The sequence below is a fragment of the Pantoea coffeiphila genome, from assembly GCF_016909495.1.
GTDB lineage: Bacteria > Pseudomonadota > Gammaproteobacteria > Enterobacterales > Enterobacteriaceae > Erwinia > Erwinia coffeiphila.
Genome location: NZ_JAFBFW010000002.1, coordinates 414,799 through 438,891, shown reverse-complemented (window position 1 = coordinate 438,891; position 24,093 = coordinate 414,799). Strand labels below are relative to the sequence as shown.

Genomic DNA, 24,093 nt, shown 5'->3' with positions numbered 1-24,093 from the left:
TGCGGCGTTAATGCCGTGCATCCAGTGAATAATTCCGGGGATGGCGGTGAGTTTCCGTTTTTTGCTAAGGATTAGTCATGGATTTACCGGTTTCCACCGCCCGCCTGCCTTCTACTCTCTGGGGAACGCTAATTATTAGCGGCACGATTATCGGTGCCGGGATGTTCTCGTTACCGGTGGTGATGTCCGGTGCATGGTTTCTCTGGTCGTCAGCATTACTGATTATCACCTGGTTCTGCATGCTGCTTTCCGGGTTGCTGTTTTTGGAGGCCAGCCTGCATTATCCGGCCGGTTCAAGCTTCGACACGATCACTCGCGATCTGTTGGGACGGGGCTGGAATCTGATTAACGGTCTGTCCGTCGCCTTTGTTCTGGGGATACTGACCTATGCCTATATCTCCGCCAGCGGAGCGATTATTCAGCACACGCTGAGCCAGCTATCGCTGCCGGTTTCTGCCCGCAGCGCTGGGTTCGCTTTTACGCTACTGGTAGCGCTGTTTATCTGGCTGGGTACGGCAATGGTCAGTCGTATGACGCTGATTTTTCTCGGCGCGAAAGTGATTACGTTTTTGATTATTTTTGGCGGACTGCTGTGGCACATCGAACCGGTGAAACTGCTGGACAGCCATGGGGAGGAAAGCCACTACCTGCGCTATCTGTGGATGGTTATCCCGTTCTGCCTTGCGTCATTTGGCTATCACGGGAATATCGCCGGGCTGGTCAGCTACTATCAGAAGAACGGCAGCCGGGTTTGTCGCTGTCTGGTATTTGGTACACTGCTGGCACTGGTCATCTACTTTATCTGGATTATTGGCACGATGGGCAATATTCCGCGCCATGAATTCAAAGCGATTGCAGCGCAGGGCGGAAATATCGACGTGCTGGTCGCCGCACTGTCGGGTGTGCTGCACAGCCCCTATCTGAATCTGCTGCTGGATATTTTCTCGAACTTTGCCGTCGCCTGTTCATTCCTTGGCGTCAGTCTGGGTTTCTTCGACTATCTTGCCGATCTTTTTAAGTTTGATCGTTCAGCCTTCGGTCGGTTAAAAACGACGGTGGTCACCTTTATTCTGCCGCTGACGGCGGCGATGATCTGGCCAAACGGCTTTCTTGTGGCGATTGGTTATGCCGGGCTGGCGGCTACGCTGTGGGCGGTGATCACTCCTGCAATGCTGGCGCGAAAGGCTCGACAACATTTCACCAACGCGGCCTGGCAGGTGAGAGGAGGGACGGCACCGATCGTTCTGGTACTGATCTTCGGCGCGGTGAATGCGCTGGTTTCCATACTTTCGTACTGGAACGTCCTGCCGGTCTATGCCGGATAACGCGCAAAAAAAAACCGGTGGATAGCCACCGGTTTCATACTGATTTCAGAACGGATTACTCGTCGTGCAGCGTATCGTCTTCGCGGCAGTCGCCCTTAGAGCAATGGCCATAGAGATACAGGCTGTGATTGCTCAGCTTGATTCCGTGGCGAGTCGCGATTTCACGCTGACGTGCTTCGATATACTCGTCGCGGAATTCAATAACTTTACCGCAGTCCAGGCAGATCAGATGATCGTGGTGGTGCTGCTGAGTCAGTTCGAAAACGGATTTACCGCCTTCAAAGTTATGACGGGTAACGATCCCTGCGTCATCAAACTGGTTGAGCACGCGGTAGACCGTGGCTAAACCGATTTCTTCGCCCATATCAATCAGGCGCTTATACAAGTCTTCCGCACTGACGTGATGGCCTTCTGGTTCCTGAAGCACTTCCAGAATTTTCAGTCGTGGAAGCGTGACTTTCAGGCCGGCCTTCTTTAATGCGGTATTGTTGTCAGTCATGCGGATATTGTCCTGTTACTTTGCTAGTCACTTAGTGGCTGAAAAGCCCTGAACATCGGTTGACGCTAGAGTTGGATGCGTCACAGTATAGAACTCATACATCGAAATGAAAACAACAAGGAATGCCTGATACCACTATTGGATGTAAGGATTAATGTCATTACGTCCAGTGAGGCCTGCGTCCAAATCTTATAAAGTTAACATTTCGCTCTATCTCACCCCGCCGCACGGCGATCGCAAAAAGATCGTTTAGAGAGGCTGAAGGATGAGAAAGCGGGTAACCGATAGGGTTATTGTACATTTTTACAGGTGGAAGTTACAAATACGTATCTATTACTTCTATAGGAAAAATCACTGGCCTGATGTGAGATGTCTCTCACATCAGGCCGTTTGGCTTAGGCTTCGATGATTTCTTTCAGCTGAAGTTCATCAAAAATTTGCTTAACCCACTTGTCAACGCGTTCGTTGGTCAGTTCTGGCTGACGATCTTCGTCAATCGCCAGACCCAGGAAGTGGTTGTCATCCGCCAGGCCTTTAGAAGCTTCGAAACTGTAGCCTTCGGTCGGCCACTGGCCCACCAGGATCGCACCGTTTGGTTCAATGATGTCGCGGATAGTGCCCATCGCATCGCAGAAGTATTCTGAGTAGTCTTCCTGATCGCCACAGCCGAACAGGGCTACCAGCTTACCGTTGAAGTCGATCTCTTCCAGCGTAGGGAAAAAGTCATCCCAGTCACACTGGGCTTCACCGTAATACCAGGTGGGAATGCCCAGCAGCAGAATGTCGAAGGCTTCAAGGTCTTCTTTGCTGCTTTTGGCAATATCACGAACTTCTGCAACGTCTTTACCCAGCTGTTTCTGGATCATCTTTGCAATGTTTTCCGTATTGCCTGTATCGCTGCCAAAGAAAATGCCTACGAGTGCCATGAGTTTAATAACCTCTTGAATCTTAATGATATGGTGGCTGCCAAAATTTTTGCAGATAGCCGTAATAATAGCAGACCGCCGTCAATGGATAAATGAGTAATCCTGCGGCATTTGTCGCTTTGTGCGTTGAGCGCACGCGGTGTATTCAGGACTGAAGGTGTTTCAACTGGTTTAGCAACATCTCTTCAATCAGTTCACTGCGGCTCATATTGCGCGCTTCGGCCAGCTGGTTAAGTGCATCAACGGCTTCACTGTTCATTTTCAGCTCGACACGCTTAAGCCCGCGAACTTTATCGCGTTTAAGCTGATTACGTTTATTGATGCGCAGCTGCTCATCACGCGTCAGCGGATTAGTTTTCGGTCGTCCCGGGCGACGTTCATCTGCGAACAGATCGATCGTTGTGCGGTCCGTGTTCTCTTTTGCCATAGATTAGTGATACTGAAAGGCTGGATTTCTGATGTGTCAGGCCGTTATCCGCCGTAAAAATCACCAGCGGAAAAATGTCAGCGCGCATCATACCCCAGTGAAAGTGATGACGACAATGTTTTAACAACATAGGGAAATAATTGTTTTTACAGCACAAAAAATCGACGAATTGCGCGTAAAACTGCATCAGGTTTTTCAGCGTGAACCCAGTGCCCGGCCCCGGCCACAACATGCGCCCGTGCCTGAGGAAACTGTGCCAGCAGTGCGTCACGATATTCATCGGCCAGATAGGGTGAACGCTCACCGCGAATGAACAGTGCAGGATGCGGCCAGGCAGGCACTGGCTGCCAGCCAATAATCTGGTCGTAGCATTGGTACAGCACCGGGACATTAAAACGCCATTCACCTTCGTGGAAAGATTTTAACAGAAACTGGATCACGCCCTCTTCCGCCAGTGTCTGGCGCATGAGCGCTGCGGCCTGACTACGCGAGGTGATACCAGCATGGGTAACTGCCTGGAGCGCGGCGAAGATATCATCATGATGGCGGGTGGGGTAGGCGACCGGTGCCATATCAATTACCACCAGTCCTGCCACGCGGTCCGGTGCCAGTGCGGTTAACATCATGGCGATTTTGCCGCCCATTGAATGGCCGATAACGCCGAAACGCTCAATGCCCAGTCCGTCTAGTGTTTCCAGCACATCCTGCGCCATCAGCGCGTAGCTCATTTCGTTCGAGCGTGGCGACAGACCATGATTGCGCACATCAATCTGAATCAGTCGACGGTACTGAATGAGGTCACGAGCAAGGATACCCAGGTTATCAAGGCTGCCAAAAAGCCCGTGGATCAATACCAGAGGCAGATCGTCTGTTGCAGATTGTTCAGATTGCAGGCGGACATTCAAATTCATAGCAAAGTTCTTACAGTTGGAACGAAGGCTTAGGGTATCATGGATTTTACATTTTCTGCCGGGGGTAGCACAGGCGCTGCCAACGATCTTTTTACGGCAAATTCTGACTTTTGCTGGCAAAGAGGGCTTAGGCTACACCCGGGCTGGATTTAACTTTATAATCCTGAAGTTAGGATACGGGTTCCAGAAAGCCGACGATCCTGAAGATCGTATCTGTTTTTGCGCTCGATTCTGATAGAAGCAACAACCGTACTGGATAAAGATGAAAACGATAGAAGTCGACGAAGAGCTATACCGCTATATTGCCAGCCATACTCAGCATATTGGGGAAAGTGCATCGGACATTTTACGCCGTATGCTGAAGTTCACTGCGGGGCAGACTGCGCCAGCGGCACCCGTTGCCCAGGTGGTTAAAGAGCCCGCTGTCGTGAAATCTGAACCTCGCCCGCAGGACCGGGTTCGCGCCGTGCGTGAACTGCTGCTTTCTGACGAATATGCCGAGCAGAAGAAAGTGGTGAACAGGTTTATGCTGATTTTATCGACTTTATACACCCTGGACGCCAAAGCCTTTGGCGATGCCACCGAGTCGCTGCATGGCCGCACGCGGGTCTATTTCGCGGGTAACCAGCAGACGCTGACTCAGAATGGTACGCATACCAAGCCTCAGCATATTCCGGGTACCCCTTACTGGGTAATCACCAACACTAATACCGGCCGCAAGCGCAGCATGGTGGAACATATCATGTTATCGATGCAGTTCCCGGCGGAACTGACCGAGAAAGTTTGCGGTACCCTTTAACCGAAGCGTCAGGGAGAAGCGCCAATGGCCAATCACCCCCGTGCCGGGCAGCCAGCCCGGCAGAGCGATTTAATTAACGTTGCACAGTTAACATCGCAGTACTACGTATTGCAGCCTGAATTGGGTAATGCTGAACATGCAGTAAAATTCGGTACCTCAGGCCATCGCGGTAGCGCGGGTCGTCACAGTTTCAATGAAACGCATATCCTGGCTATTGCTCAGGCTATTGCCGAAGAACGTAAAAAGAACGGCGTGACCGGGCCCTGCTACGTCGGTAAGGACACCCATGCGCTGTCTGAACCGGCGATTATCTCGGTTCTTGAAGTGCTGGCGGCAAACGGTGTGGATGTGATTGTGCAGCAGGATAATGGCTATACGCCGACCCCTGCGATTTCCAACGCCATCCTTGAGCATAATAAAGCCGGTGCTGCACTGGCGGACGGCATTGTGATTACGCCTTCCCACAATCCACCGGAAGATGGCGGCATCAAATACAATCCGCCAAACGGCGGACCGGCGGATACCAACGTCACCAAAGTGGTGGAAGATCGTGCCAACGCCTTAATTAAGGACGGTCTGAAAGACGTTAAGCGTATTTCTCTCGATCAGGCATGGGCCAGCGGCCATCTGCAGGAGCAGGATCTGATCCAGCCGTACATCGAAGGCCTGGCGCAGATCGTTGATATCCCGGCAATCCAGAAAGCGGGCCTGAAAATTGGCGTCGATCCGTTGGGTGGCTCCGGCATTGCCTACTGGCAGCGTATCGCTGAGTTCTACAAGCTCGATCTGACCATCGTTAACGATGCTGTCGATCAGACTTTCCGCTTTATGCACCTGGATAAAGATGGCGTGATCCGTATGGACTGCTCATCCGAGTGTGCAATGGCGGGCCTGCTGGCGCTGCGCGACAAGTTCGATCTGGCGTTTGCTAACGACCCGGATTATGACCGTCACGGTATTGTCACGCCTGCCGGATTGATGAATCCTAACCACTATCTGGCGGTTGCGGTGAACTACCTGTTCCAGCATCGTCCGCAGTGGGGCAAAGATGTTGCAGTCGGCAAAACGCTGGTGTCCAGCGCAATGATTGACCGTGTGGTTGACGATATCGGCCGTAAGCTGGTGGAAGTGCCGGTGGGCTTTAAGTGGTTCGTTGATGGCCTGTTTGACGGGACCTTCGGATTCGGCGGTGAAGAGAGCGCGGGTGCATCCTTCCTGCGCTTCGACGGCACCCCATGGTCGACCGACAAAGACGGTATCATCATGTGTCTGCTGGCGGCAGAAATCACCGCCGTAACCGGCAAGAATCCGCAGCAGCACTATGATGAACTGGCCGCACGTTTTGGTGCCCCAAGCTACAACCGTATCCAGGCAGCGGCAACGTCTGCTCAGAAAGCCGCGCTGTCGAAGCTTTCGCCGGAAATGGTGAGTGCAGACACGCTGGCAGGCGATCCGATCACCGATCGTCTGACCGCCGCGCCAGGCAACGGAGCCTCCATTGGTGGCCTGAAAGTGATGACCAAAAACGGCTGGTTTGCCGCGCGTCCTTCCGGTACTGAAGATGCCTACAAAATCTACTGTGAAAGCTTCCTCGGTGCCGAGCATCGCGAGAAGATAGAGAAAGAAGCAGTAGAGATCGTTAGCGCGGTGTTGAAAAACGCCTGAGTCTGACGTTATTTTTGCAGTAAATATGAAAAGGCCATTCACTGAATGGCCTTTTTTGTTGCCGTGATTCAGGGAATAAAGCGATAGCCAACGCCGGTTTCCGTCAGCAAATGCTGCGGCTGGGCAGGATCGCGTTCCAGCTTCTGGCGAAGGTGCCCCATATAGATCCGCAGGTAGTGGCTGTGCTCAACCGCATTCGGTCCCCAGACCTGAACCAGCAGCTGGCGCTGGGTCATCACTTTGCCTGGATGATTCAGCAGGCTGACCAGCAGACGAAATTCAATCGGCGTCAGATGCAGATCGCTGCCATCTCGTGTGACTCGCCGGGCAGCAATATCGACGCTGACCTCGCCAAAGGTAATTTGCGCCTGTTCACTGCTGCTGGTGGAACTTGGACGGTGGCGCAGGGCAACACGCACTCTCGCCAGCAGTTCACCCACGCCGAAAGGTTTCGTCAGGAAATCATCCGCACCGGCATCCAGCGCGTTGATTTTGTCCTGCTCGTCGCTGCGGGCTGACAGGACAATTACCGGCATACTGCTCCACTGGCGCACCTCGCGAATAAACTGAATGCCGTCGCCGTCCGGCAACCCGAGATCGAGGATCGCCATCTCAGGCTTACGTGTAGCGGCCTCAATTAACCCGCGGCTGAGCGTATCGGCATCAACCACGCGAAAGCCTTCGCCTTCAAGTGCCACGCGCAGAAAACGGCGGATCTCTTTTTCATCTTCAACGATCAGAATAGTGGTCAATGTTCCTCCGCACCGGCAGCCAGAGAGCCTTACCGGAAAACGTCATTATGGCGGCTAATTTAGCAAAAGATGATGCGGCTCGCCCACCGCAGTTTTACTGGAGGGTAATTGTGAATTAATCGATCTTATTAACGGCTTTTTTAAGCCTTAATTAACCATTCTGTAACAGAATTACAGTCAGAGCAAAAACAGCACAATTTTTCGTCAAAAAAGTGGTCCGATCAGTAGTAAAATTACATTAAAGGCGGTATTATTTTGCTCAGATTACAGACAATCTTTTAGCCGATTTGAGGAGGACGTATGAATCTTTATCACTCTTATTCTACTACGCGGATTTTCATGCGTCGTGCAGCGGTAGTGCTCGCCGGTGTGCTCGCGCTGCCGGTTATGCTTTTCCGCGCCGACCGCGCCCGCTTTTACAGTTATCTGCATCGTGTTTGGGTAAAAACCAGCGATAAGCCCGTCTGGCTGGCCGAGGCTGAATCGGTCTGCTGCGATTTTTATTAAGCATCGCTTTGAGGTTACAGCTCTAAAGCTAACCCCAACGATTTCAATGAATTTGTTCTGTTTACTATCCCGCCGGAGTGCGGGATTTTTTTTGCGAAAAATTCAGCAATTAAGGTTTTAAGAGAAAAAATAGCGAAATTGATCTACACTCAAACCTGTACAATAATTTTTTGGTTGTATAGATATGAGCAAAAAAATTCCTGTTGGCATCAGTGCCTGCCTGCTCGGTGAGCGGGTAAGATTCGACGGTGGGCATAAGCGTTCTGTTTTCGCGGCAGAAGAGCTGGCCCCTTATCTTCATTACGAACCGGTCTGCCCGGAAATGGCGATAGGCCTGCCTGCTCCGCGACCCGCACTGCGTTTGACTCAGGGCGAAGAGGGCGAAGTTGCCCTGCGATTTAGCAACGATAAAGAATCTGCCGTCATCGGGAAGAACTCTGCCGTCACAGAAAATATGCAGGCGTTTTCCGCTGAAAAGGTGGCTCAGCTTCACCACCTGTGCGGCTATATTGTTTGTGCCAAATCGCCCAGCTGCGGCATGGAACGCGTCCGTGTCTATCAACCTGACAATAATAATAATCAAAAAGAGGGCGTCGGCATTTTCACCCGCGAGCTGATGGCACAACTGCCGTGGCTGCCGGTGGAAGAAGACGGGCGGCTGCACGACCCCATCCTGCGGGAGAATTTTGTCGCGCGCGTTTACGCGCTGCATGAATTTAATCAGCTGTGGGCAGGTGGCCTGACCCGGGCAAAACTGATGGACTACCACAGCCGATACAAACTGCTGCTGCTGGCCCACTCCCAGCCAAAATACCGGGAAATCGGCCCGTTCGTGGCAAAAATGGATCGCTGGGAATCGCTGGAGGAGTTCGCTTTTGCCTACCGTCAGCTGCTGATGGATTTGATGAAGCTGCCTGCCTCGCGCAGCAACCACACCAATGTGCTGATGCATGTTCAGGGCTATTTCCGTCGCGAGCTGAATTCGCCGCAGCGCCAGGAGCTGTCCACGCTGATTGACAGTTACCGCCGTGGCATCCAGCCTTTACTGGCACCGATGACCCTGCTGAAACACTATATGGCGCAGTATCCGCATCCCTGGCTGACCGGGCAGCGCTACTTCTCTCCTTATCCCGAAGCCCTGCGGCTGCGTTATGGATACTAATTAAATTCAGGGAGCATTATGACAACCCACCTTGTCTGGTTGCGTAACGATCTGCGCATAAACGACAATCATGCCCTTTATGCCGCCTGCCGCACGAACAGCGCGAAAGTCATTGCGCTATTTATCGCCACGCCGAAACAGTGGCACAGCCATGATATGGCCGCGAAGCAGGCGGAGTTTATCTGGCAGAATTTGCAGGACCTGCAGCAATCGCTGGCGCAAAAGGGCATTGAGCTGCACCTCGCTGAATGTGATGATTTCAGCGCCTCCGTAGATGTGCTACTGGACTTCTGCCGGGAGCATCGCGTTGACCGGATGTTCTATAACTATCAGTACGAGGTCAATGAGCGCCAGCGTGATGCTGCAGCCGAACGGGTGCTGTTTGATAATGATGTGATGGTGCAGGGTTTTGACGATAGCCTGCTGTTACCTCCCGGCAGCGTACTGACCGGTAATCGTGAGATGTATAAGGTGTTTACACCGTTCAGCAAGGCCTTTGTTAAGCGCCTGCAGGAAGGATTACCTGAATGCTTTACCGCACCTGCCGCACGAGAAAGCGGGCCGATAAAAGACGTTTCTCCGCTGAAGCCGTTTAACTATCCACGAGAATCCGTCGACAGCTCACTGTTTCCCGTTGGTGAGAAGGCCGCGATTGCCAGGTTGCGGGAGTTCAGCCAGCAGCCTGTGACACACTACCCCGACCGGCGTGATTTGCCTGCGCTTGATGGCACCAGCCGTCTTTCAGTCTATTTGACCATCGGCGTGCTGTCACCGCGTCAATGCCTTTATCGACTGCTGAAAGAACATCCGCGCGGACTGGAAGACGGTAAGGTTTTTGTCTGGCTGAATGAGCTTATCTGGCGCGAGTTTTACCGCCATTTGATCGTGGCTTATCCGGCGCTGTGCCGCCATCAGCCTTTTGTTCGCTGGACGCGAAAAGTCGCCTGGCGCGATGAACCCAGGCATCTTGCCGCCTGGCAGGAAGGCAAAACAGGCTATCCGATTGTCGATGCCGCTATGCGCCAGCTAAACAGCCTTGGCTGGATGCACAACCGGCTGCGGATGATTACTGCCAGTTTTCTGGTGAAAGATCTGCTAATCGACTGGCGCGAGGGCGAACGCTACTTTATGTCACAGCTGATTGATGGCGACCTGGCCGCCAACAACGGCGGCTGGCAGTGGGCCGCGTCTACCGGCACCGATGCCGCACCTTATTTCCGCATTTTTAACCCGACTACACAGGGTGAACGTTTCGATGCGGCAGGCGAGTTTATCCGCCGGTGGCTGCCAGAGCTGCGGCAGGTGCCGGAAAAATATATCCATCAGCCCCACGAGTGGGCAAAGAAAACTAACCAAAAGCTCGATTATCCTGTGCCGATCGTGGAACATAAACAGGCACGCCAGCAAACGCTGGACGCCTTTGAAGCTGCACGAAAACAGATGGATTAATTATGCGCAATAGTGAACTCGAACAGCTGGTTAACCAGTTACTGAATGCCGCCGCCTTCAAAGACTACGGCCCGAACGGGTTGCAGGTTGAAGGCAGAAGCGAAATTAAAAAAATCGTCACCGGCGTCACCGCCTGCCAGGCGCTCCTCGACGAAGCCGTGCGGTTGGAAGCCGATGCTGTACTGGTGCATCACGGCTATTTCTGGAAGAACGAACCTTCTGTTATCAAAGGGATGAAGCGTCAGCGCCTGAAAACGCTGCTGGCAAACGACATTAACCTGTTTGGCTGGCATCTGCCGCTGGATGCGCACCCTGAACTGGGCAACAACGCGCTGCTGGCGAAGCTGTTTGGGATTGAAGTTAAAGGTGAAGTGGAAGAACTGCTGTTCTGGGGTGAATTTGCCCAGCCGGTTAGCGGTGAACAGCTGGCGAAACGCATTGAAGATACGCTGGGGCGCACTCCTCTGCACTGTGGCGACAACGCACCAGCACTGATTAAACGCGTGGCGTGGTGCAGCGGCGGCGGACAGGGCTTTATTGATGCCGCTGCCGCGTTTGGCGTCGATGCGTTTATCAGCGGCGAAGCTTCCGAACAGACCATTCACAGCGCGCGCGAGCAGGGGCTGCATTTTTATGGTGCTGGTCACCACGCCACCGAACGCTGCGGTATACAGGCGCTCGGCGAGTGGCTGGCAGAAAATCACGGGCTGGATGTCACTTTTATCGATATCAATAACCCGGTCTGATCCCAGATAAGCAACCTGCCGGGCACCATCGTCGCTGCCCGGCAGGTTGACACCGTTACCGCAATCTCGCATAACTATTTTCCTGTCCGTCAATGGCTATCACTTCCGCTCAGGAGGCTTGAGTGCAGCGAGCACGATGTTATTTGTTAGGAGAACGCACGGTGGTGCTGGAACTGGACCCGCCGGTTTCACTCAGCAGCCAGCAGCGAATATGGGGACTGGCTCAGCGCCTTCACGATCGTCCTGAAGTTATCGATGTTGTCCCCGGGATGAATAATATTACCGTCGTGTTAAGCGATCCGCAGCAAACCGCACTGGATGCCATCGAGTGGCTGCAGCAATGGTGGGAAACCAGTGAAATACAGGTCCCGGAATCACGCTTAATCGACATCCCTGTGGTCTACGGTGGCCCGGCGGGTCCCGATCTTGACGAGGTCGCGCGCCACTGCGAAATGAGCGCCTCGCAGGTGGTTGAATGCCACAGCGCCGTGGAGTACGTCGTCTACTTCATCGGTTTCCAGCCTGGTTTTCCTTATCTTGGCGGCCTTGACCGTCGTCTGTACACTCCACGGCGTGCCGATCCCAGGCTAACGGTTCCTGCCGGCTCGGTTGGTATCGGCGGGGCACAAACCGGTATTTATCCTCTGGCCACGCCCGGTGGCTGGCAGCTGATCGGTCAGGCTCAAACCACGCTCTTCACACCAGATCAGCAGCCGCCGGTGCTGTTACGTCCCGGCGATCGGGTGCGCTTTGTGCCACAGAAGGAGGGGGTATGCTAAACATCATTCGTGCCGGGATCAGCACCAGCATTCAGGACGCCGGTCGGCAGGGCTGGCGTCAGTACGGCATCAGCCGATGTGGATCGCTGGATAATCCGGCAATGCAGACCGCAAATATGCTGGTAGGAAACCCGGCGGAGGATGCGGTGCTGGAAATCACTCTTGGGCAGTTTACTGCGGAGTTTGGCCGCGACGGCTGGCTGGCACTGACCGGCGCGGGCTGTAACGCAAAACTGGACGGAAAGACCGTCTGGACCGGCTGGCGAACCGCAGTAAAGAAAGGCCAGCGGCTGACTTTAAGTATGCCGCAGCGTGGCATGCGCAGCTATCTGGCCATCAATGGCGGTTTTGCTGTTGAACCGCAGCTGGGGTCGATGAGCACCGATCTGAAAGCGGGTTTTGGCGGGCTTGATGGGCGCAAGATTCAGGATGGCGATAGGCTTCCTCTAAGGGCCGCGACGCGTGATTTTAGTGAACCCGCAGGCGTACGGCAATTACTGTGGGGTAACCGGGTACGCGCATTACCCGGGCCGGAGTATCATGAATTCAGTGCCGAGAGCCGTGAGGCCTTCTGGCGCACTGCATGGCGGCTCGATCCGCAAAGTAACCGGATGGGATACCGCCTTCAGGGGCGTAAGCTACAGCGCGATGCCGATCGTGAACTACTTTCCCACGGGCTGGTTCCCGGCGTAGTCCAGGTTCCCGCCGGAGGGCAGCCAATCGTGCTGCTGGCCGACGCACAAACAACCGGTGGCTATCCGCGCATTGCCTGCGTCATTGAAGCGGATCTTTATCATCTGGCACAGCTGCGGTTGGGAGAGCCGATCCACTTTGTGCACTGTACTCTGGAAGAGGCGCTGTGGGCCAAAAGGGAACAGCAGCGTGTTCTGGATCAGATCGCCTGGGGGTTACGTGCATGAAGATCGATCTGAACGCTGATATCGGTGAAGGATGCTCCGGCGAGCGTGAGCTTCTGACGTTGGTCACCTCGGTGAATATCGCCTGCGGTTTTCACGCGGGCGATGCCTCCACCATGTTGCAGTCGGTGCGGCAGGCTATGGAAGCGGGCGTGGCGATTGGCGCACATCCCAGCTTTCCGGATCGGGAAAACTTTGGTCGTACTGCAATGCATCTGCCGCCGGAAGAGGTCTATGCACAGGTAATCTATCAGGTTGGCGCACTGAAGGCGCTGACCGAGAGCCTTGGCTGCAGGCTGGTTCACGTCAAACCTCACGGTATGTTGTACAACCAGGCGGCGAGAGAAGCACCGCTGGCGGAAGCGATAGCTCAGGCGGTAAAAGCTGTCGATCCGGCACTGATTCTGGTCGGATTAGCCGGTAGTGAATCCATTCGTGCTGCGCGCGCGCAGGGGCTGGTCACCTGCGAAGAAGTGTTTGCGGATCGCGGCTATCAGGCCGACGGTTCGCTGGTAACGCGCGGGCAGCCGGGGGCGTTGATAGACGACGTGGAGCTGGCGATTCGCCAGACGCTGGATATGGTACGGCGTGGCGAAGTGCAGAGCGTGGCTGGCGAGTGGGTGAAGGTAAAAGCGGAAACAGTCTGCCTGCACGGCGACGGCGCCCACGCGCTTAACTTTGCACAGCGGCTTCGGCAGGCTTTTCGTGCGCATCAAATCGATGTCACCCGACGTTAAAGCCGGGATTCTTAGTCAATACACTCTCTTTATGTAACGACGCAGCGTTCCCGGTCATAAAGCCTTACAAGCTGATTATTCCACGGTCGTCGTCAGAAATGTTTCTGTCGCCGACTTTTTCTTACAGACGCAACGGAGTTTGCATGCCGGAAGGTCCTGAAATTCGCCGGGCGGCGGACCGCCTGGAAGAGGCAATTCAAGGTAAAGTGCTGACCAAGGTTTGGTTCGCCTATCCTGCGTTGCAGGCCCGTCAGCATGAGCTGGTGGGGCAGCGGGTGACGGCAATTGAGACGCGCGGTAAGGCCTTACTGACTCACTTTTCCAATGGGCTAACGCTATACAGCCACAATCAGCTTTACGGTGTATGGCGCGTGGTGCCAACCGGCAAAGAGCCGGACAGCAAGCGCGTGCTGCGGGTCAAACTGTCGGCGGTGGATAAAACGCTGCTTTTATATAGCGCATCGGATATCGAACTGTTGGATGCCAACGGCGTGGCCGCCCATCCGTTCCTGAACCGGGTCGGGCCGGACGTGCTGGATATGAAGTTGACGGTTGAGCAGGTACGCGAGCGTTTGCTGTCGAAGCGCTTTCGCCGTCGCCAGTTCAGCGGGCTGCTGCTCGATCAAAGCTTTCTTGCCGGATTGGGTAACTACCTGCGGGTTGAAATTCTCTGGCAGGCTGAGCTGGCGGCGAGTCATCGGGCCGAGGATCTGAGTGATGCGCAGTGTGATGTACTGGCGGGAGCACTGCTGGCAATACCGCGACTTTCCTACAAAACGCGCGGCACACCAGATGAAAACCGCCATCACGGCGCGATTTTCAGTTTTAAGGTGTTTCATCGCGCAGGGCAGGCCTGCGAGCGATGCGGCGAAACTATCGTCAAAACGACGCTATCTTCCCGGCCGTTTTACTGGTGCCCGGGTTGCCAGAAATAAAAAAAACCGGGATGCAGATCCCGGCTTTTTACTGGCGTGTTTCTGGCACTGATTAAAAATCAGGCCAGCCTCGCAGTTACTTCTTCAGACTGGAGGTAAAATCGCGTTTGTCGTAGCCGGTGTACAGCTGACGCGGACGGGCAATTTTCACGCCGTCGTCGTGCATTTCTTTCCAGTGTGCAATCCAGCCAACGGTACGCGCCATCGCGAAGATAACGGTAAACATTGAAGATGGAATGCCCATTGCTTTCAGAATGATGCCGGAATAGAAGTCGACGTTTGGATAGAGCTTGCGTTCAATAAAGTACGGATCGTTCAGCGCGATGTGCTCCAGTTCCATGGCGACTTCCAGCAGGTCATCTTTCATACCCAGTTCTTTCAGCACTTCATGGCAGGTTTCACGCATCACGGTGGCACGCGGATCGTAGTTTTTGTACACGCGGTGGCCGAAGCCCATCAGGCGGAACGAATCGTTCTTATCTTTGGCGCGGCGCAGGAACTCAGGAATGTGTTCAACGGTACTGATCTCTTCCAGCATACGCAGGCAGGCTTCGTTCGCGCCGCCGTGAGCCGGTCCCCACAGCGAGGCGATGCCCGCGGCGATACAGGCAAACGGGTTCGCACCGGAAGAACCGGCGGTACGTACGGTAGAGGTGGAGGCGTTTTGCTCGTGATCGGCATGCAGGATCAGAATACGATCCATCGCTCTTTCCAGTACCGGATTCACGACATAATCCTCACACGGTGTGGAGAACATCATGTGCAGGAAGTTACCGGCATAGGAAAGATCGTTGCGCGGATAGGCAAACGGCTGACCGATTGAATATTTGTAACACATTGCCGCCATGGTAGGCATTTTAGACAGCAGGCGGAAAGCGGCGATCTCACGATGGCGTTCAATGTTAACGTCCATGGCATCATGATAGAAAGCAGCCAGCGCGCCGGTTACGCCGCACATAACGGCCATCGGATGCGAGTCGCGACGGAAGCCGCGGAACAGATGATGGATCTGCTCGTGCAGCATGGTGTGGCGGGTCACTGTCGTTCTGAATTCGTCAAACTGGGCTTTTGTCGGAGCTTCGCCGTTTAACAGGATGTAGCAGACTTCCAGATAGTTGGAATGCAGAGCCAGCTGATCGATGGGGAAACCACGATGCAGCAAAATGCCTTCATCGCCGTCGATGTAGGTAATTTTTGATTCGCAGGACGCGGTAGAGGTAAAGCCTGGATCAAAGGTGAAATACCCTTTGGAACCTAAAGCCCGGACATCAATCTCTTCCTGACCTAATGTGCCTTTAAGCACATTAAGTTCAATAGGAGCTTCGCCTTCGAGGGTTAGCGTCGCTTTTTTATCAGCCATTTATAGTCTCCTTAGCGCCTTATATAGGGATCTTTAACACCGGGAAGTCACGCACTCCCAGCTCATTGCCTGGCGCAGAAGGTAATCATCTCTGTGGCATCTTTAAGGCGTGCAGGGTACAGAGTGACGGGCGCTCGTGGGCTGGGTTAGGCACATTCCTGAGAGTGTAGCATGGTAGTTAAGAGATCCGGTCTAAACATGCTTACGTTATAACCAATACCGTTGCTTTATAAAGAATACGACTCAATGTTACATAACTTGTGCTTAGGGGAAAGTGTATCCCCATAACTTTTGTGCATCATAGAACTTTTATTGCTCAGTTTGTAACAGAGATGTTGAAGTTATGTCAAATCAGATAATTAAATTTGTATCAAATATGAAAACCGTGAATGCGATCACTGTTCTATCGAAATGTCTCCAAAGTGTTTGTAGGGGAATTGTAATGAGAATGTGATCCGCCTATACTGCCGCCAGGTCTCCGGGAATACCCTGTTGTAGGAGCCACCCAGCGTTTCATACGCGTCGTTTTGACACTGGATGTTGTTTTAGGTGCCTGGCGCAATGTTTGACTTGTTAACGCTGTCTGACCCGCCCTCAGGACCGGAGGAAGCAAAATAAGAAAAGCTGTGTGGGCAAAACCGTGAAAAAACAAAGACCTGTCAACTTGGATCTCACTACGATCCGGTTTCCCGTTACTGCAATAGCATCCATTCTCCACCGCGTTTCCGGTGTGATCACCTTCGTGGCGATCGGGATTCTGCTCTGGTTACTGGGTCTGTCACTCTCTTCACCCGAAGGCTTCCAGCAGGCATCCGCCGTGATGGACAGTTTTATCGCTAAATTCATTATGTGGGGCATTCTGACCGCGCTGGCTTATCACATTGCCGGTGGCATTCGCCATTTAATGATGGACTTTGGCTATCTGGGTGAAACGTTAGAAACGGGCAAACTTTCTGCGCAAATTGCGTTCGGTATTACTGTCGTGCTCTCAATCCTGGCTGGAGTCCTTGTATGGTAAGCAATGCTTCTGCACTGGGTCGTAATGGCATCCATGACTGGCTGCTGCTACGTGCCGCCGCCATGGTGATGACCCTCTATGTGATTTATATCCTCGGTTTTCTGGTGATGTCTGGGACCCTGACCTATGACATCTGGCGTGGTTTTTTCGCCTCTTCCTTTACTAAAGTTTTCACCCTTCTGACGCTGTTGTCCATTCTGGTGCACGGCTGGATCGGTATGTGGCAGGTACTGACCGACTACATTAAACCACTGGCGCTGCGCATGATGCTGCAGCTGGTGATTGTGGTTGCGCTGTTGGTATATGCAATTTATGGAACTGTAGTGGTGTGGGGTGCGTAATGAGTTTGCCAGTCAGAGAATTTGATGCCGTAGTTATTGGTGCCGGTGGTGCAGGTATGCGCGCCGCACTACAAATTTCCCAATCGGGCCAGACCTGTGCCCTGTTGTCTAAAGTTTTCCCAACCCGTTCCCACACCGTGTCTGCTCAGGGCGGTATTACCGTAGCGCTGGGTAACAGCCACGAAGATAACTGGGAATGGCACATGTACGATACCGTTAAGGGTTCCGACTATATCGGTGACCAGGACGCGATTGAATATATGTGCAACGTCGGTCCGGAAGCGATTCTGGAACTGGAGCATATGGGTCTGCCTTTCTCCCGTCTGGATGATGGCCGAATCTACCAGCGTCCGTTCGGCGGCCAGTCGAAGAACTTCGGTGGCGAGCAGGCTGCTCGTACTGCAGCAGCCGCTGACCGTACCGGCCATGCGCTTCTCCATACGCTGTATCAGCAGAACCTGAAAAACCACACCACTATCTTCTCCGAATGGTACGCGCTGGATCTGGTGAAAAACGCCGACGGTGCCATCGTGGGTTGTACCGCACTGAATATTGAAGATGGTGAAGTGGTTTATTTCAAAGCCCGCGCTACCGTGCTGGCAACCGGCGGTGCCGGACGTATCTACCAGTCAACCACCAATGCGCATATCAACACCGGTGACGGCGTGGGTATGGCGCTACGTGCCGGTGTACCGGTACAGGATATGGAAATGTGGCAGTTCCACCCGACGGGTATTGCCGGTGCCGGCGTGCTGGTAACGGAAGGCTGTCGTGGTGAGGGTGGTTACCTGCTGAACAAACACGGCGAGCGTTTTATGGAACGCTACGCGCCAAATGCGAAAGATCTCGCCGGTCGCGATGTGGTTGCTCGCTCGATCATGATCGAGATTCGTGAAGGCCGCGGCTGCGATGGTCCGTGGGGCCCGCACGCCAAGCTGAAACTCGATCACCTGGGTAAAGATGTTTTAGAAGCGCGTCTGCCGGGCATCCTCGAACTGTCCCGTACCTTTGCTCACGTCGATCCGGTGAAAGAGCCGATCCCGGTTATCCCGACCTGCCACTATATGATGGGCGGTATTCCGACCCGCGTAAGCGGCCAGGCGCTGACGGTAAATGAACAGGGTGAAGATGTGTTGATCCCTGGCCTGTTTGCCGTGGGCGAAATCGCCTGCGTATCGGTACACGGTGCTAACCGTCTGGGCGGTAACTCGCTGCTTGACCTGGTGGTCTTTGGCCGTGCTGCGGGTGTGCACCTGCAGGAATCTATCGCCGAGCAGGGTGAGCTGCGCGATGCGACAGAAGAAGAGATCGAAGCCTCGCTGGCACGTCTGAACCGCTGGAATAACAACGTTTCCGGTGAAGATCCTGCCGAGCTGCGCAAGGCGCTGCAGGCCTGCATGCAGAATAACTTCTCGGTATTCCGTGAAGGTGATGCGATGGCGAAAGGCCTGGCCGAACTTAAAGTTCTGCGTGAGCGCCTGAAAAATGCCCGTCTTGACGATCGTTCCAGCGACTTCAACACCCAGCGCGTTGAGTGCCTGGAGCTGGATAACCTGATGGAAACGGCTTATGCCACCGCGGTGTCGGCTAACTACCGCACCGAAAGCCGTGGAGCGCACAGCCGCTTCGACTATCCTGAGCGTGATGATGCGAACTGGTTATGTCACAGCCTGTATCTGCCGCAAAGTGAAAGCATGACGCGCCGTGAGGTGAACATGCAGCCGAAACTGCGTGCGGCCTTCCCGCCGAAAGCGCGTACTTACTAGTTTGCGGAGAAACACATGAGACTCGAATTTTCCATCTATCGTTACAACCCGGATGTCGATGATGCTCCGCGGATGCAGGATTACACGCTGGAGTCTGAAGAAGGCCGCGACATGATGCTGCTGGATGCGCTGATGCGTCTGAAAGAGAAAGATCCGACATTAGCCTTCCGCCGTTCGTGCCGTGAAGGGGTATGTGGTTCTGACGGTATCAACATGAACGGTAAAAACGGTCTGGCCTGCATCACGCCGGTTTCCGCACTGGGCAACGGCAAGAAGAAAATTGTTATCCGCCCGCTGCCGGGATTACCGGTTATTCGTGATTTGGTGGTAGACATGGGGCAATTCTATGCTCAGTATGAGAAGATTAAGCCTTACCTGTTGAATAATGGGAAAAAACCACCAGCAAGGGAGCATTTGCAGCAGCCTGAGCAGCGTGAAAAACTGGATGGCCTGTATGAGTGTATTCTGTGTGCATGCTGTTCCACCTCGTGCCCGTCATTCTGGTGGAACCCGGACAAGTTTATTGGCCCGGCAGGTTTACTGGCTGCGTACCGTTTCCTGATTGACAGCCGCGATACGGAAACCGATGCGCGTCTGGATAATCTGAATGATGCTTTCAGTGTATTCCGCTGCCACAGCATCATGAACTGTGTCAGTGTCTGCCCAAAAGGGCTAAACCCGACCAAAGCCATCGGCCATATCAAGTCGATGTTGCTGCAGCGTGGTGCATAATAGTGCTGTTTCCGGGAACCTCTGGTTCCCGGTGTTTTAACAGGACATCTTTGTAAGATGTTTCCAATAGAGTGCAGTTGTTGGAAACGTCTTGCAAAGGTTCCCTTACGGGCCGGTCGCTCGTATCGAAGAACCGTATTTCGGTAAGCCGTTTACGCGGCGCGGGACTTGCAAAGGTTCCATTAAACAACCACGGCGAAAAAAAGCAAAAAATGCTTAAGGGATCACAATGCAGAACAGCGCGATGAAACCCTGGCTGGACTCCTCCTGGCTGGCCGGCGCGAACCAGTCCTACATAGAACAACTCTATGAGGACTTTTTAACCGATCCTGACTCTGTCGATGATGCATGGAAGTCTCTTTTCCAGCAGCTTCCCGGTACTGGGGTTAAACCTGAGCAATTTCATTCCTCCACTCGCGAGTACTTCCGCCGTCTGGCGAAAGACGCATCGCGTTACACCGCCTCCGTTAGCGATCCTGAAACCAACGCCAAGCAGGTCAAGGTTCTCCAGCTGATTAATACTTTCCGCTTCCGCGGACATCAGCATGCCAACCTCGATCCGTTAGGGCTATGGAAGCTGGAGACGGTTCCGGATCTTGATCCTGCGTATCATGGATTAAGTGAGGCCGATTTCCAGGAAAGCTTCAACGTCGGTTCTTTTGCCATCGGCAAAGACACCATGAAGCTTGCCGACCTGTATGCAGCACTGAAGCAAACCTACTGCGGTTCAATCGGCGCTGAGTATATGCATATCACCAATACCGATGAGAAGCGCTGGATTCAGCAGCGTCTTGAGTCGGTGATGGGGCGCGCTTCGTTCTCTCCAGAAGAGAAGAAAGGCTTCCTCAAGCAGCTGACCGCAGCAGAAGGTCTGGAGCGCTATCTGGGGGCGAAATTCCCGGGTGCTAAACGCTTCTCACTGGAAGGCGGCGATGCACTGGTGCCAATGCTCAATGAGATGATCCGTCATGCCGGTAAGAGCGGCACGCGTGAAGTGGTGCTGGGTATGGCGCACCGCGGACGTCTTAACGTGCTGATCAACGTGCTGGGCAAAAGGCCGCAGGAACTGTTCGACGAGTTCTCCGGCAAGCATAAAGAACATCTGGGTACCGGCGACGTTAAGTACCATATGGGCTTCTCCTCTGACGTTGAAACAGAGGGTGGCAGCGTGCACCTGGCGCTGGCCTTTAACCCTTCGCACCTGGAGATCGTTAGCCCGGTAGTTATGGGCTCCGTTCGCGCGCGCCTCGATCGTCTTGATGAGCCGAGCAGCAATAAAGTACTGCCGATTACCATTCACGGCGATGCAGCCGTCACCGGGCAGGGCGTGGTGCAGGAAACCCTGAACATGTCGCAGGCTCGTGGTTATGAAGTGGGCGGTACCGTACGTATCGTGATCAACAACCAGATTGGTTTCACCACCTCAAACCCGAAAGATGCCCGTTCGACTCAGTACTGTACCGATATCGGTAAAATGGTGCTGGCACCGATTTTCCACGTAAACGCGGACGATCCGGAAGCCGTTGCCTTTGTCACTCGTCTGGCGTTGGATTTCCGTAACACCTTCAAACGCGACGTCTTTATCGATCTGGTTTGCTATCGCCGTCACGGCCACAACGAAGCTGATGAGCCAAGTGCGACGCAGCCGGTGATGTACCAGAAAATCAAGAAACACCCTACGCCGCGTAAACTCTATGCTGACAAGCTGGAAGCCGAGAAGGTCGCCAGCCTGGAAGATGCCACGGAAATGGTCAATCTGTACCGTGATGCTCTGGATGCCGGTGAATGCGTGGTGCCTGAGTGGCGTCCGATGAGCCTGCACTCCTTTACCTGGTCTCCTTATCTTAACCACGAGTGGGACGAGAAATATCCGGAAACCACAGAGCTGAAGCGTCTGCAGGAACTGGCTAAGCGCATCAGTACGGTGCCGGAAGCGGTTGAAATGCAGTCGCGCGTAGCGAAAATTTATAACGACCGTGCCGAAATGGCCGCGGGTAATAAACTGTTCGACTGGGGCGCAGCTGAAAACCTTGCCTACGCCACGCTGGTTGATGAGGGCATCCCATGCCGTCTGTCCGGTGAGGATATGGGGCGCGGTACCTTCTTCCATCGCCATGCGGTGATCCACAACCAGGCTAATGGTTCTACCTACACCCCACTGCAGCATGTACACAATGGGCAAGGGACCTTCAAAGTCTGGGACTCTGTACTCTCAGAAGAAGCGGTACTGGCCTTTGAATATGGTTATGCCACAGCAGAACCTCGTACCCTGACCATCTGGGAAGCGCAGTTTGGCGACTTCGCCAACGGTGCTCAGGTGGTAATCGATCAGTTCATCAGTTCCGGCGAGCAGAAGTGGGGCCGTATGTGTGGCCTGGTGATGCTGCTGCCGCACGGCTATGAAGGTCAGGGACCGGAGCACTCCTCCGCGCGCCTGGAGCGTTATCTGCAACTTTGTGCTGAGCAGAATATGCAGGTTTGCGTGCCGTCTACACCGGCTCAGGTTTATCACATGCTGCGTCGCCAGGCGCTGCGCGGTATGCGCCGTCCGCTGGTGGTGATGTCACCGAAGTCATTGCTGCGTCATCCGCTGGCGGTATCTTCTCTGGAAGAACTGGCTAACGGCGGCTTCCAGCCTGCTATCGGTGAAATCGATGAGCTTGATCCGCAGGGCGTGAAGCGCGTTGTGCTGTGTTCCGGTAAGGTTTATTACGACCTGCTGGAAAAACGTCGCAAAAACGAGCAAACCAACGTGGCTATCGTACGTATCGAGCAGCTGTATCCGTTCCCGCACAAAGCGGTACAGGATATTCTGCAGCAGTACGCCCACGTGCATGATTTTGTCTGGTGTCAGGAAGAGCCTCTGAATCAGGGTGCATGGTACTGCAGTCAGCATCATTTCCGCGAAGTCGTGCCGTTTGGGGCTTCATTACGTTATGCCGGTCGTCCCGCATCTGCATCGCCGGCAGTTGGCTATATGTCCGTTCACCAGAAGCAGCAGCAAGATCTGGTTGATGACGCGCTGAACGTTGAATAAATTAAGGAAAAATAATGAGTAGTGTAGAGATTCTTGTTCCCGATCTGCCAGAATCCGTTGCTGATGCGACTGTTGCAACCTGGCATAAAAAACCTGGCGACAGCGTTCAGCGCGATGAAGTGCTGGTCGAGATCGAAACTGACAAAGTGATTCTGGAAGTTCCTGCTTCAGCAGACGGCGTACTGGAAGCGATCGTTGAAGATGAAGGCGCAACCGTAACGTCTCGTCAGGTGTTGGGTCGCCTGAAAGAGGGCAATAGCGCGGGCAAAGAAACGTCTGCGAAAGCCGACAGCAAAGAGTCAACTCCGGCACAGCGTCAGAGCGCTTCTCTGGAAGAAGAGAGTAACGATGCTCTGAGCCCGGCGATTCGTCGCCTGATCGCTGAGCACAACCTGGATGCCGCAGCAATCAAGGGTAGCGGAGTCGGTGGTCGTCTGACTCGTGAAGATGTGGAGAAACATCTGGCTAAGGCTTCGGCTCCGAAAGCCGCCGAGCCAAAAGCCGCTGACGCTGCTCCTGCCAGTTCGCTGGGCAACCGCAGTGAAAAACGCGTGCCGATGACTCGTCTGCGTAAACGCGTAGCCGAGCGTCTGCTGCAGGCGAAAAACAGCACCGCCATGCTGACTACCTTTAACGAAGTCAACATGCAGCCAATCATGGCGCTGCGTAAGCAGTACGGTGATGCCTTCGAAAAACGCCACGGCGTGCGTCTGGGCTTCATGTCCTTCTACATCAAAGCCGTGGTAGAAGCGCTGAAGCGTTATCCGGAAGTGAACGCCTCAATCGACGGCGAAGATGTGGTTTACCACAACTACTTCGACGTCAGCATTGCGGTATCCACCCCGCGTGGTCTGGTGACTCCGGTTCTGAAGGATGTTGATGCCCTGAGCATGGCGGACATCGAGAAGAAAATTAAAGAACTGGCCGTGAAAGGCCGTGACGGTAAGCTGACCGTAGATGAACTGACTGGCGGTAACTTCACTATTACCAACGGCGGCGTCTTTGGCTCACTGATGTCTACGCCGATTATCAACCCACCACAGAGTGCGATTCTTGGCATGCACGCCATTAAAGATCGCCCTATGGCGGTAAACGGTCAGGTTGTGATTCAGCCAATGATGTATCTGGCGCTCTCGTACGATCACCGTCTGATTGATGGCCGCGAATCTGTCGGCTATCTGGTGGCGATTAAAGAGCTGCTGGAAGATCCGGCTCGTCTGCTGCTGGACGTTTAAAACCCCTGGCGTGCGGCCCTGTGCCGCACCCATCCTATGTGTAGCCGTTGCTGACGGCTAAGTCTTTT

At 53.9% G+C, this 24,093-nt stretch carries 23 protein-coding genes; 17 read left to right on the top strand and 6 right to left on the bottom strand.

All coding sequences use genetic code 11. From position 1 onward, the window contains the following. The first annotated feature begins 77 nt into the window (after positions 1-77). Positions 78-1,325: a tryptophan permease gene (mtr, locus tag JOE09_RS07700; protein ID WP_205065357.1), complete on the top strand. Its 1,248-nt coding sequence runs from the start codon at positions 78-80 to the stop codon at positions 1,323-1,325. Between the two features lie 55 nt (positions 1,326-1,380). On the opposite strand, the gene fur is transcribed toward mtr, so the two are convergent. The 4 genes from fur to ybfF all read right to left on the bottom strand — a co-directional run bounded on the left by fur (position 1,381) and on the right by ybfF (position 4,088). Continuing rightward, positions 1,381-1,824: a ferric iron uptake transcriptional regulator gene (gene fur, locus JOE09_RS07695; RefSeq protein ID WP_105591064.1), complete on the bottom strand. Its 444-nt coding sequence runs from the start codon at positions 1,822-1,824 to the stop codon at positions 1,381-1,383. Positions 1,825-2,219: 395 nt separating this feature from the next. Further along, on the bottom strand, positions 2,220-2,750 hold the full coding sequence (fldA, locus tag JOE09_RS07690) for a flavodoxin FldA (protein ID WP_205065356.1): 531 nt from the start codon (positions 2,748-2,750) through the stop codon (positions 2,220-2,222). Between the two features lie 145 nt (positions 2,751-2,895). After that, positions 2,896-3,177 (bottom strand): LexA regulated protein, encoded by a 282-nt coding sequence (gene ybfE / locus JOE09_RS07685; protein WP_105591066.1) that lies wholly within the window; start codon positions 3,175-3,177, stop codon positions 2,896-2,898. Between the two features lie 146 nt (positions 3,178-3,323). Beyond that, the gene (gene ybfF / locus JOE09_RS07680; RefSeq protein ID WP_200547384.1) at positions 3,324-4,088 is read right to left on the bottom strand and encodes an esterase; all 765 of its coding nucleotides are present in this window, start codon (positions 4,086-4,088) and stop codon (positions 3,324-3,326) included. Between the two features lie 262 nt (positions 4,089-4,350). On the opposite strand from ybfF, the gene seqA reads away from it, so the two are divergent. Together seqA and pgm are read left to right on the top strand one after the other, a co-directional pair. Then, a complete protein-coding gene (gene seqA, locus JOE09_RS07675) occupies positions 4,351-4,887 on the top strand; it encodes a replication initiation negative regulator SeqA (RefSeq protein ID WP_105591068.1) in 537 nt (178 codons plus the stop codon). Positions 4,888-4,911: 24 nt separating this feature from the next. Further along, positions 4,912-6,552 (top strand): phosphoglucomutase (alpha-D-glucose-1,6-bisphosphate-dependent), encoded by a 1,641-nt coding sequence (gene pgm / locus JOE09_RS07670; RefSeq protein WP_105591069.1) that lies wholly within the window; start codon positions 4,912-4,914, stop codon positions 6,550-6,552. Between the two features lie 68 nt (positions 6,553-6,620). Here pgm and kdpE read toward each other — a convergent pair whose 3' ends face one another. Continuing rightward, a complete protein-coding gene (kdpE, locus tag JOE09_RS07665) occupies positions 6,621-7,304 on the bottom strand; it encodes a two-component system response regulator KdpE (protein ID WP_200547386.1) in 684 nt (227 codons plus the stop codon). Positions 7,305-7,604: 300 nt separating this feature from the next. Between kdpE and JOE09_RS07660 the strand changes: the two genes are divergently transcribed. From JOE09_RS07660 to nei, 8 genes are all read left to right on the top strand, one after another. Continuing rightward, the gene (locus JOE09_RS07660; RefSeq protein ID WP_105591071.1) at positions 7,605-7,811 is read left to right on the top strand and encodes a YbfA family protein; all 207 of its coding nucleotides are present in this window, start codon (positions 7,605-7,607) and stop codon (positions 7,809-7,811) included. Between the two features lie 184 nt (positions 7,812-7,995). Next, positions 7,996-8,973: a DUF523 and DUF1722 domain-containing protein gene (locus JOE09_RS07655; RefSeq protein WP_205065355.1), complete on the top strand. Its 978-nt coding sequence runs from the start codon at positions 7,996-7,998 to the stop codon at positions 8,971-8,973. A gap of 18 nt (positions 8,974-8,991) precedes the next feature. Then, positions 8,992-10,422, top strand: coding sequence for a deoxyribodipyrimidine photo-lyase (gene phrB / locus JOE09_RS07650; RefSeq protein ID WP_205065354.1), 1,431 nt, complete (start codon positions 8,992-8,994; stop codon positions 10,420-10,422). 2 nt (positions 10,423-10,424) lie between these two features. Next, positions 10,425-11,168, top strand: coding sequence for a type 2 GTP cyclohydrolase I (locus JOE09_RS07645; RefSeq protein ID WP_105591074.1), 744 nt, complete (start codon positions 10,425-10,427; stop codon positions 11,166-11,168). 122 nt (positions 11,169-11,290) lie between these two features. Beyond that, on the top strand, positions 11,291-11,947 hold the full coding sequence (gene pxpB, locus JOE09_RS07640) for a 5-oxoprolinase subunit PxpB (RefSeq protein ID WP_205065353.1): 657 nt from the start codon (positions 11,291-11,293) through the stop codon (positions 11,945-11,947). After that, on the top strand, positions 11,941-12,867 hold the full coding sequence (gene pxpC, locus JOE09_RS07635; RefSeq protein WP_205065352.1) for a 5-oxoprolinase subunit PxpC: 927 nt from the start codon (positions 11,941-11,943) through the stop codon (positions 12,865-12,867). Before pxpB ends, pxpC begins: the two co-directional genes overlap by 7 nt. After that, positions 12,864-13,601 (top strand): 5-oxoprolinase subunit PxpA, encoded by a 738-nt coding sequence (gene pxpA, locus JOE09_RS07630; protein ID WP_205065351.1) that lies wholly within the window; start codon positions 12,864-12,866, stop codon positions 13,599-13,601. The genes pxpC and pxpA overlap by 4 nt, the downstream gene beginning before the upstream one ends. Positions 13,602-13,744: 143 nt before the next feature. Continuing rightward, entirely contained in the window at positions 13,745-14,536 is a 792-nt protein-coding gene (nei, locus tag JOE09_RS07625; RefSeq protein ID WP_205065350.1) for an endonuclease VIII, read from the top strand. A gap of 76 nt (positions 14,537-14,612) precedes the next feature. Here nei and JOE09_RS07620 read toward each other — a convergent pair whose 3' ends face one another. Further along, positions 14,613-15,896, bottom strand: a complete 1,284-nt coding sequence (locus JOE09_RS07620; protein ID WP_205065349.1) for a citrate synthase — start codon at positions 15,894-15,896, stop codon at positions 14,613-14,615. 628 nt (positions 15,897-16,524) lie between these two features. Between JOE09_RS07620 and sdhC the strand changes: the two genes are divergently transcribed. From sdhC to odhB, 6 genes are all read left to right on the top strand, one after another. Beyond that, on the top strand, positions 16,525-16,914 hold the full coding sequence (gene sdhC, locus JOE09_RS07615) for a succinate dehydrogenase cytochrome b556 subunit (protein ID WP_105591080.1): 390 nt from the start codon (positions 16,525-16,527) through the stop codon (positions 16,912-16,914). Then, positions 16,908-17,255, top strand: a complete 348-nt coding sequence (gene sdhD / locus JOE09_RS07610; RefSeq protein WP_123336541.1) for a succinate dehydrogenase membrane anchor subunit — start codon at positions 16,908-16,910, stop codon at positions 17,253-17,255. Before sdhC ends, sdhD begins: the two co-directional genes overlap by 7 nt. Then, entirely contained in the window at positions 17,255-19,021 is a 1,767-nt protein-coding gene (gene sdhA / locus JOE09_RS07605) for a succinate dehydrogenase flavoprotein subunit (protein ID WP_205065348.1), read from the top strand. The genes sdhD and sdhA overlap by 1 nt, the downstream gene beginning before the upstream one ends. 15 nt (positions 19,022-19,036) lie before the next feature. Next, positions 19,037-19,753: a succinate dehydrogenase iron-sulfur subunit gene (locus JOE09_RS07600; RefSeq protein WP_123336537.1), complete on the top strand. Its 717-nt coding sequence runs from the start codon at positions 19,037-19,039 to the stop codon at positions 19,751-19,753. 229 nt (positions 19,754-19,982) lie between these two features. Further along, positions 19,983-22,790 carry a 2-oxoglutarate dehydrogenase E1 component gene (gene sucA / locus JOE09_RS07595; protein WP_205065347.1) on the top strand — a complete coding sequence of 936 codons (2,808 nt, stop codon included), beginning with the start codon at positions 19,983-19,985 and terminating at the stop codon, positions 22,788-22,790. A 14-nt stretch (positions 22,791-22,804) separates the two neighbouring features. Next, on the top strand, positions 22,805-24,025 hold the full coding sequence (gene odhB, locus JOE09_RS07590; RefSeq protein ID WP_205065346.1) for a 2-oxoglutarate dehydrogenase complex dihydrolipoyllysine-residue succinyltransferase: 1,221 nt from the start codon (positions 22,805-22,807) through the stop codon (positions 24,023-24,025). Positions 24,026-24,093 lie beyond the last annotated feature (68 nt).

Bases quoted from the DNA above. Each gene is read 5' to 3' on its own strand.
- pxpC (WP_205065352.1), top strand. From the start codon at position 11,941: ATGCTAAACATCATTCGTGCCGGGATCAGCACCAGCATTCAGGACGCC.
- JOE09_RS07645 (WP_105591074.1), top strand. From the start codon at position 10,425: ATGCGCAATAGTGAACTCGAACAGCTGGTTAACCAGTTACTGAATGCC.
- pgm (WP_105591069.1), top strand. From the start codon at position 4,912: ATGGCCAATCACCCCCGTGCCGGGCAGCCAGCCCGGCAGAGCGATTTA.
- fldA (WP_205065356.1), bottom strand. From the start codon at position 2,750: ATGGCACTCGTAGGCATTTTCTTTGGCAGCGATACAGGCAATACGGAA.
- fur (WP_105591064.1), bottom strand. From the start codon at position 1,824: ATGACTGACAACAATACCGCATTAAAGAAGGCCGGCCTGAAAGTCACG.
- sdhD (WP_123336541.1), top strand. From the start codon at position 16,908: ATGGTAAGCAATGCTTCTGCACTGGGTCGTAATGGCATCCATGACTGG.
- nei (WP_205065350.1), top strand. From the start codon at position 13,745: ATGCCGGAAGGTCCTGAAATTCGCCGGGCGGCGGACCGCCTGGAAGAG.
- seqA (WP_105591068.1), top strand. From the start codon at position 4,351: ATGAAAACGATAGAAGTCGACGAAGAGCTATACCGCTATATTGCCAGC.
- ybfF (WP_200547384.1), bottom strand. From the start codon at position 4,088: ATGAATTTGAATGTCCGCCTGCAATCTGAACAATCTGCAACAGACGAT.
- JOE09_RS07660 (WP_105591071.1), top strand. From the start codon at position 7,605: ATGAATCTTTATCACTCTTATTCTACTACGCGGATTTTCATGCGTCGT.
- sdhA (WP_205065348.1), top strand. From the start codon at position 17,255: ATGAGTTTGCCAGTCAGAGAATTTGATGCCGTAGTTATTGGTGCCGGT.
- odhB (WP_205065346.1), top strand. From the start codon at position 22,805: ATGAGTAGTGTAGAGATTCTTGTTCCCGATCTGCCAGAATCCGTTGCT.
- pxpA (WP_205065351.1), top strand. From the start codon at position 12,864: ATGAAGATCGATCTGAACGCTGATATCGGTGAAGGATGCTCCGGCGAG.
- sucA (WP_205065347.1), top strand. From the start codon at position 19,983: ATGCAGAACAGCGCGATGAAACCCTGGCTGGACTCCTCCTGGCTGGCC.
- JOE09_RS07655 (WP_205065355.1), top strand. From the start codon at position 7,996: ATGAGCAAAAAAATTCCTGTTGGCATCAGTGCCTGCCTGCTCGGTGAG.
- JOE09_RS07620 (WP_205065349.1), bottom strand. From the start codon at position 15,896: ATGGCTGATAAAAAAGCGACGCTAACCCTCGAAGGCGAAGCTCCTATT.
- mtr (WP_205065357.1), top strand. From the start codon at position 78: ATGGATTTACCGGTTTCCACCGCCCGCCTGCCTTCTACTCTCTGGGGA.
- ybfE (WP_105591066.1), bottom strand. From the start codon at position 3,177: ATGGCAAAAGAGAACACGGACCGCACAACGATCGATCTGTTCGCAGAT.
- JOE09_RS07600 (WP_123336537.1), top strand. From the start codon at position 19,037: ATGAGACTCGAATTTTCCATCTATCGTTACAACCCGGATGTCGATGAT.
- phrB (WP_205065354.1), top strand. From the start codon at position 8,992: ATGACAACCCACCTTGTCTGGTTGCGTAACGATCTGCGCATAAACGAC.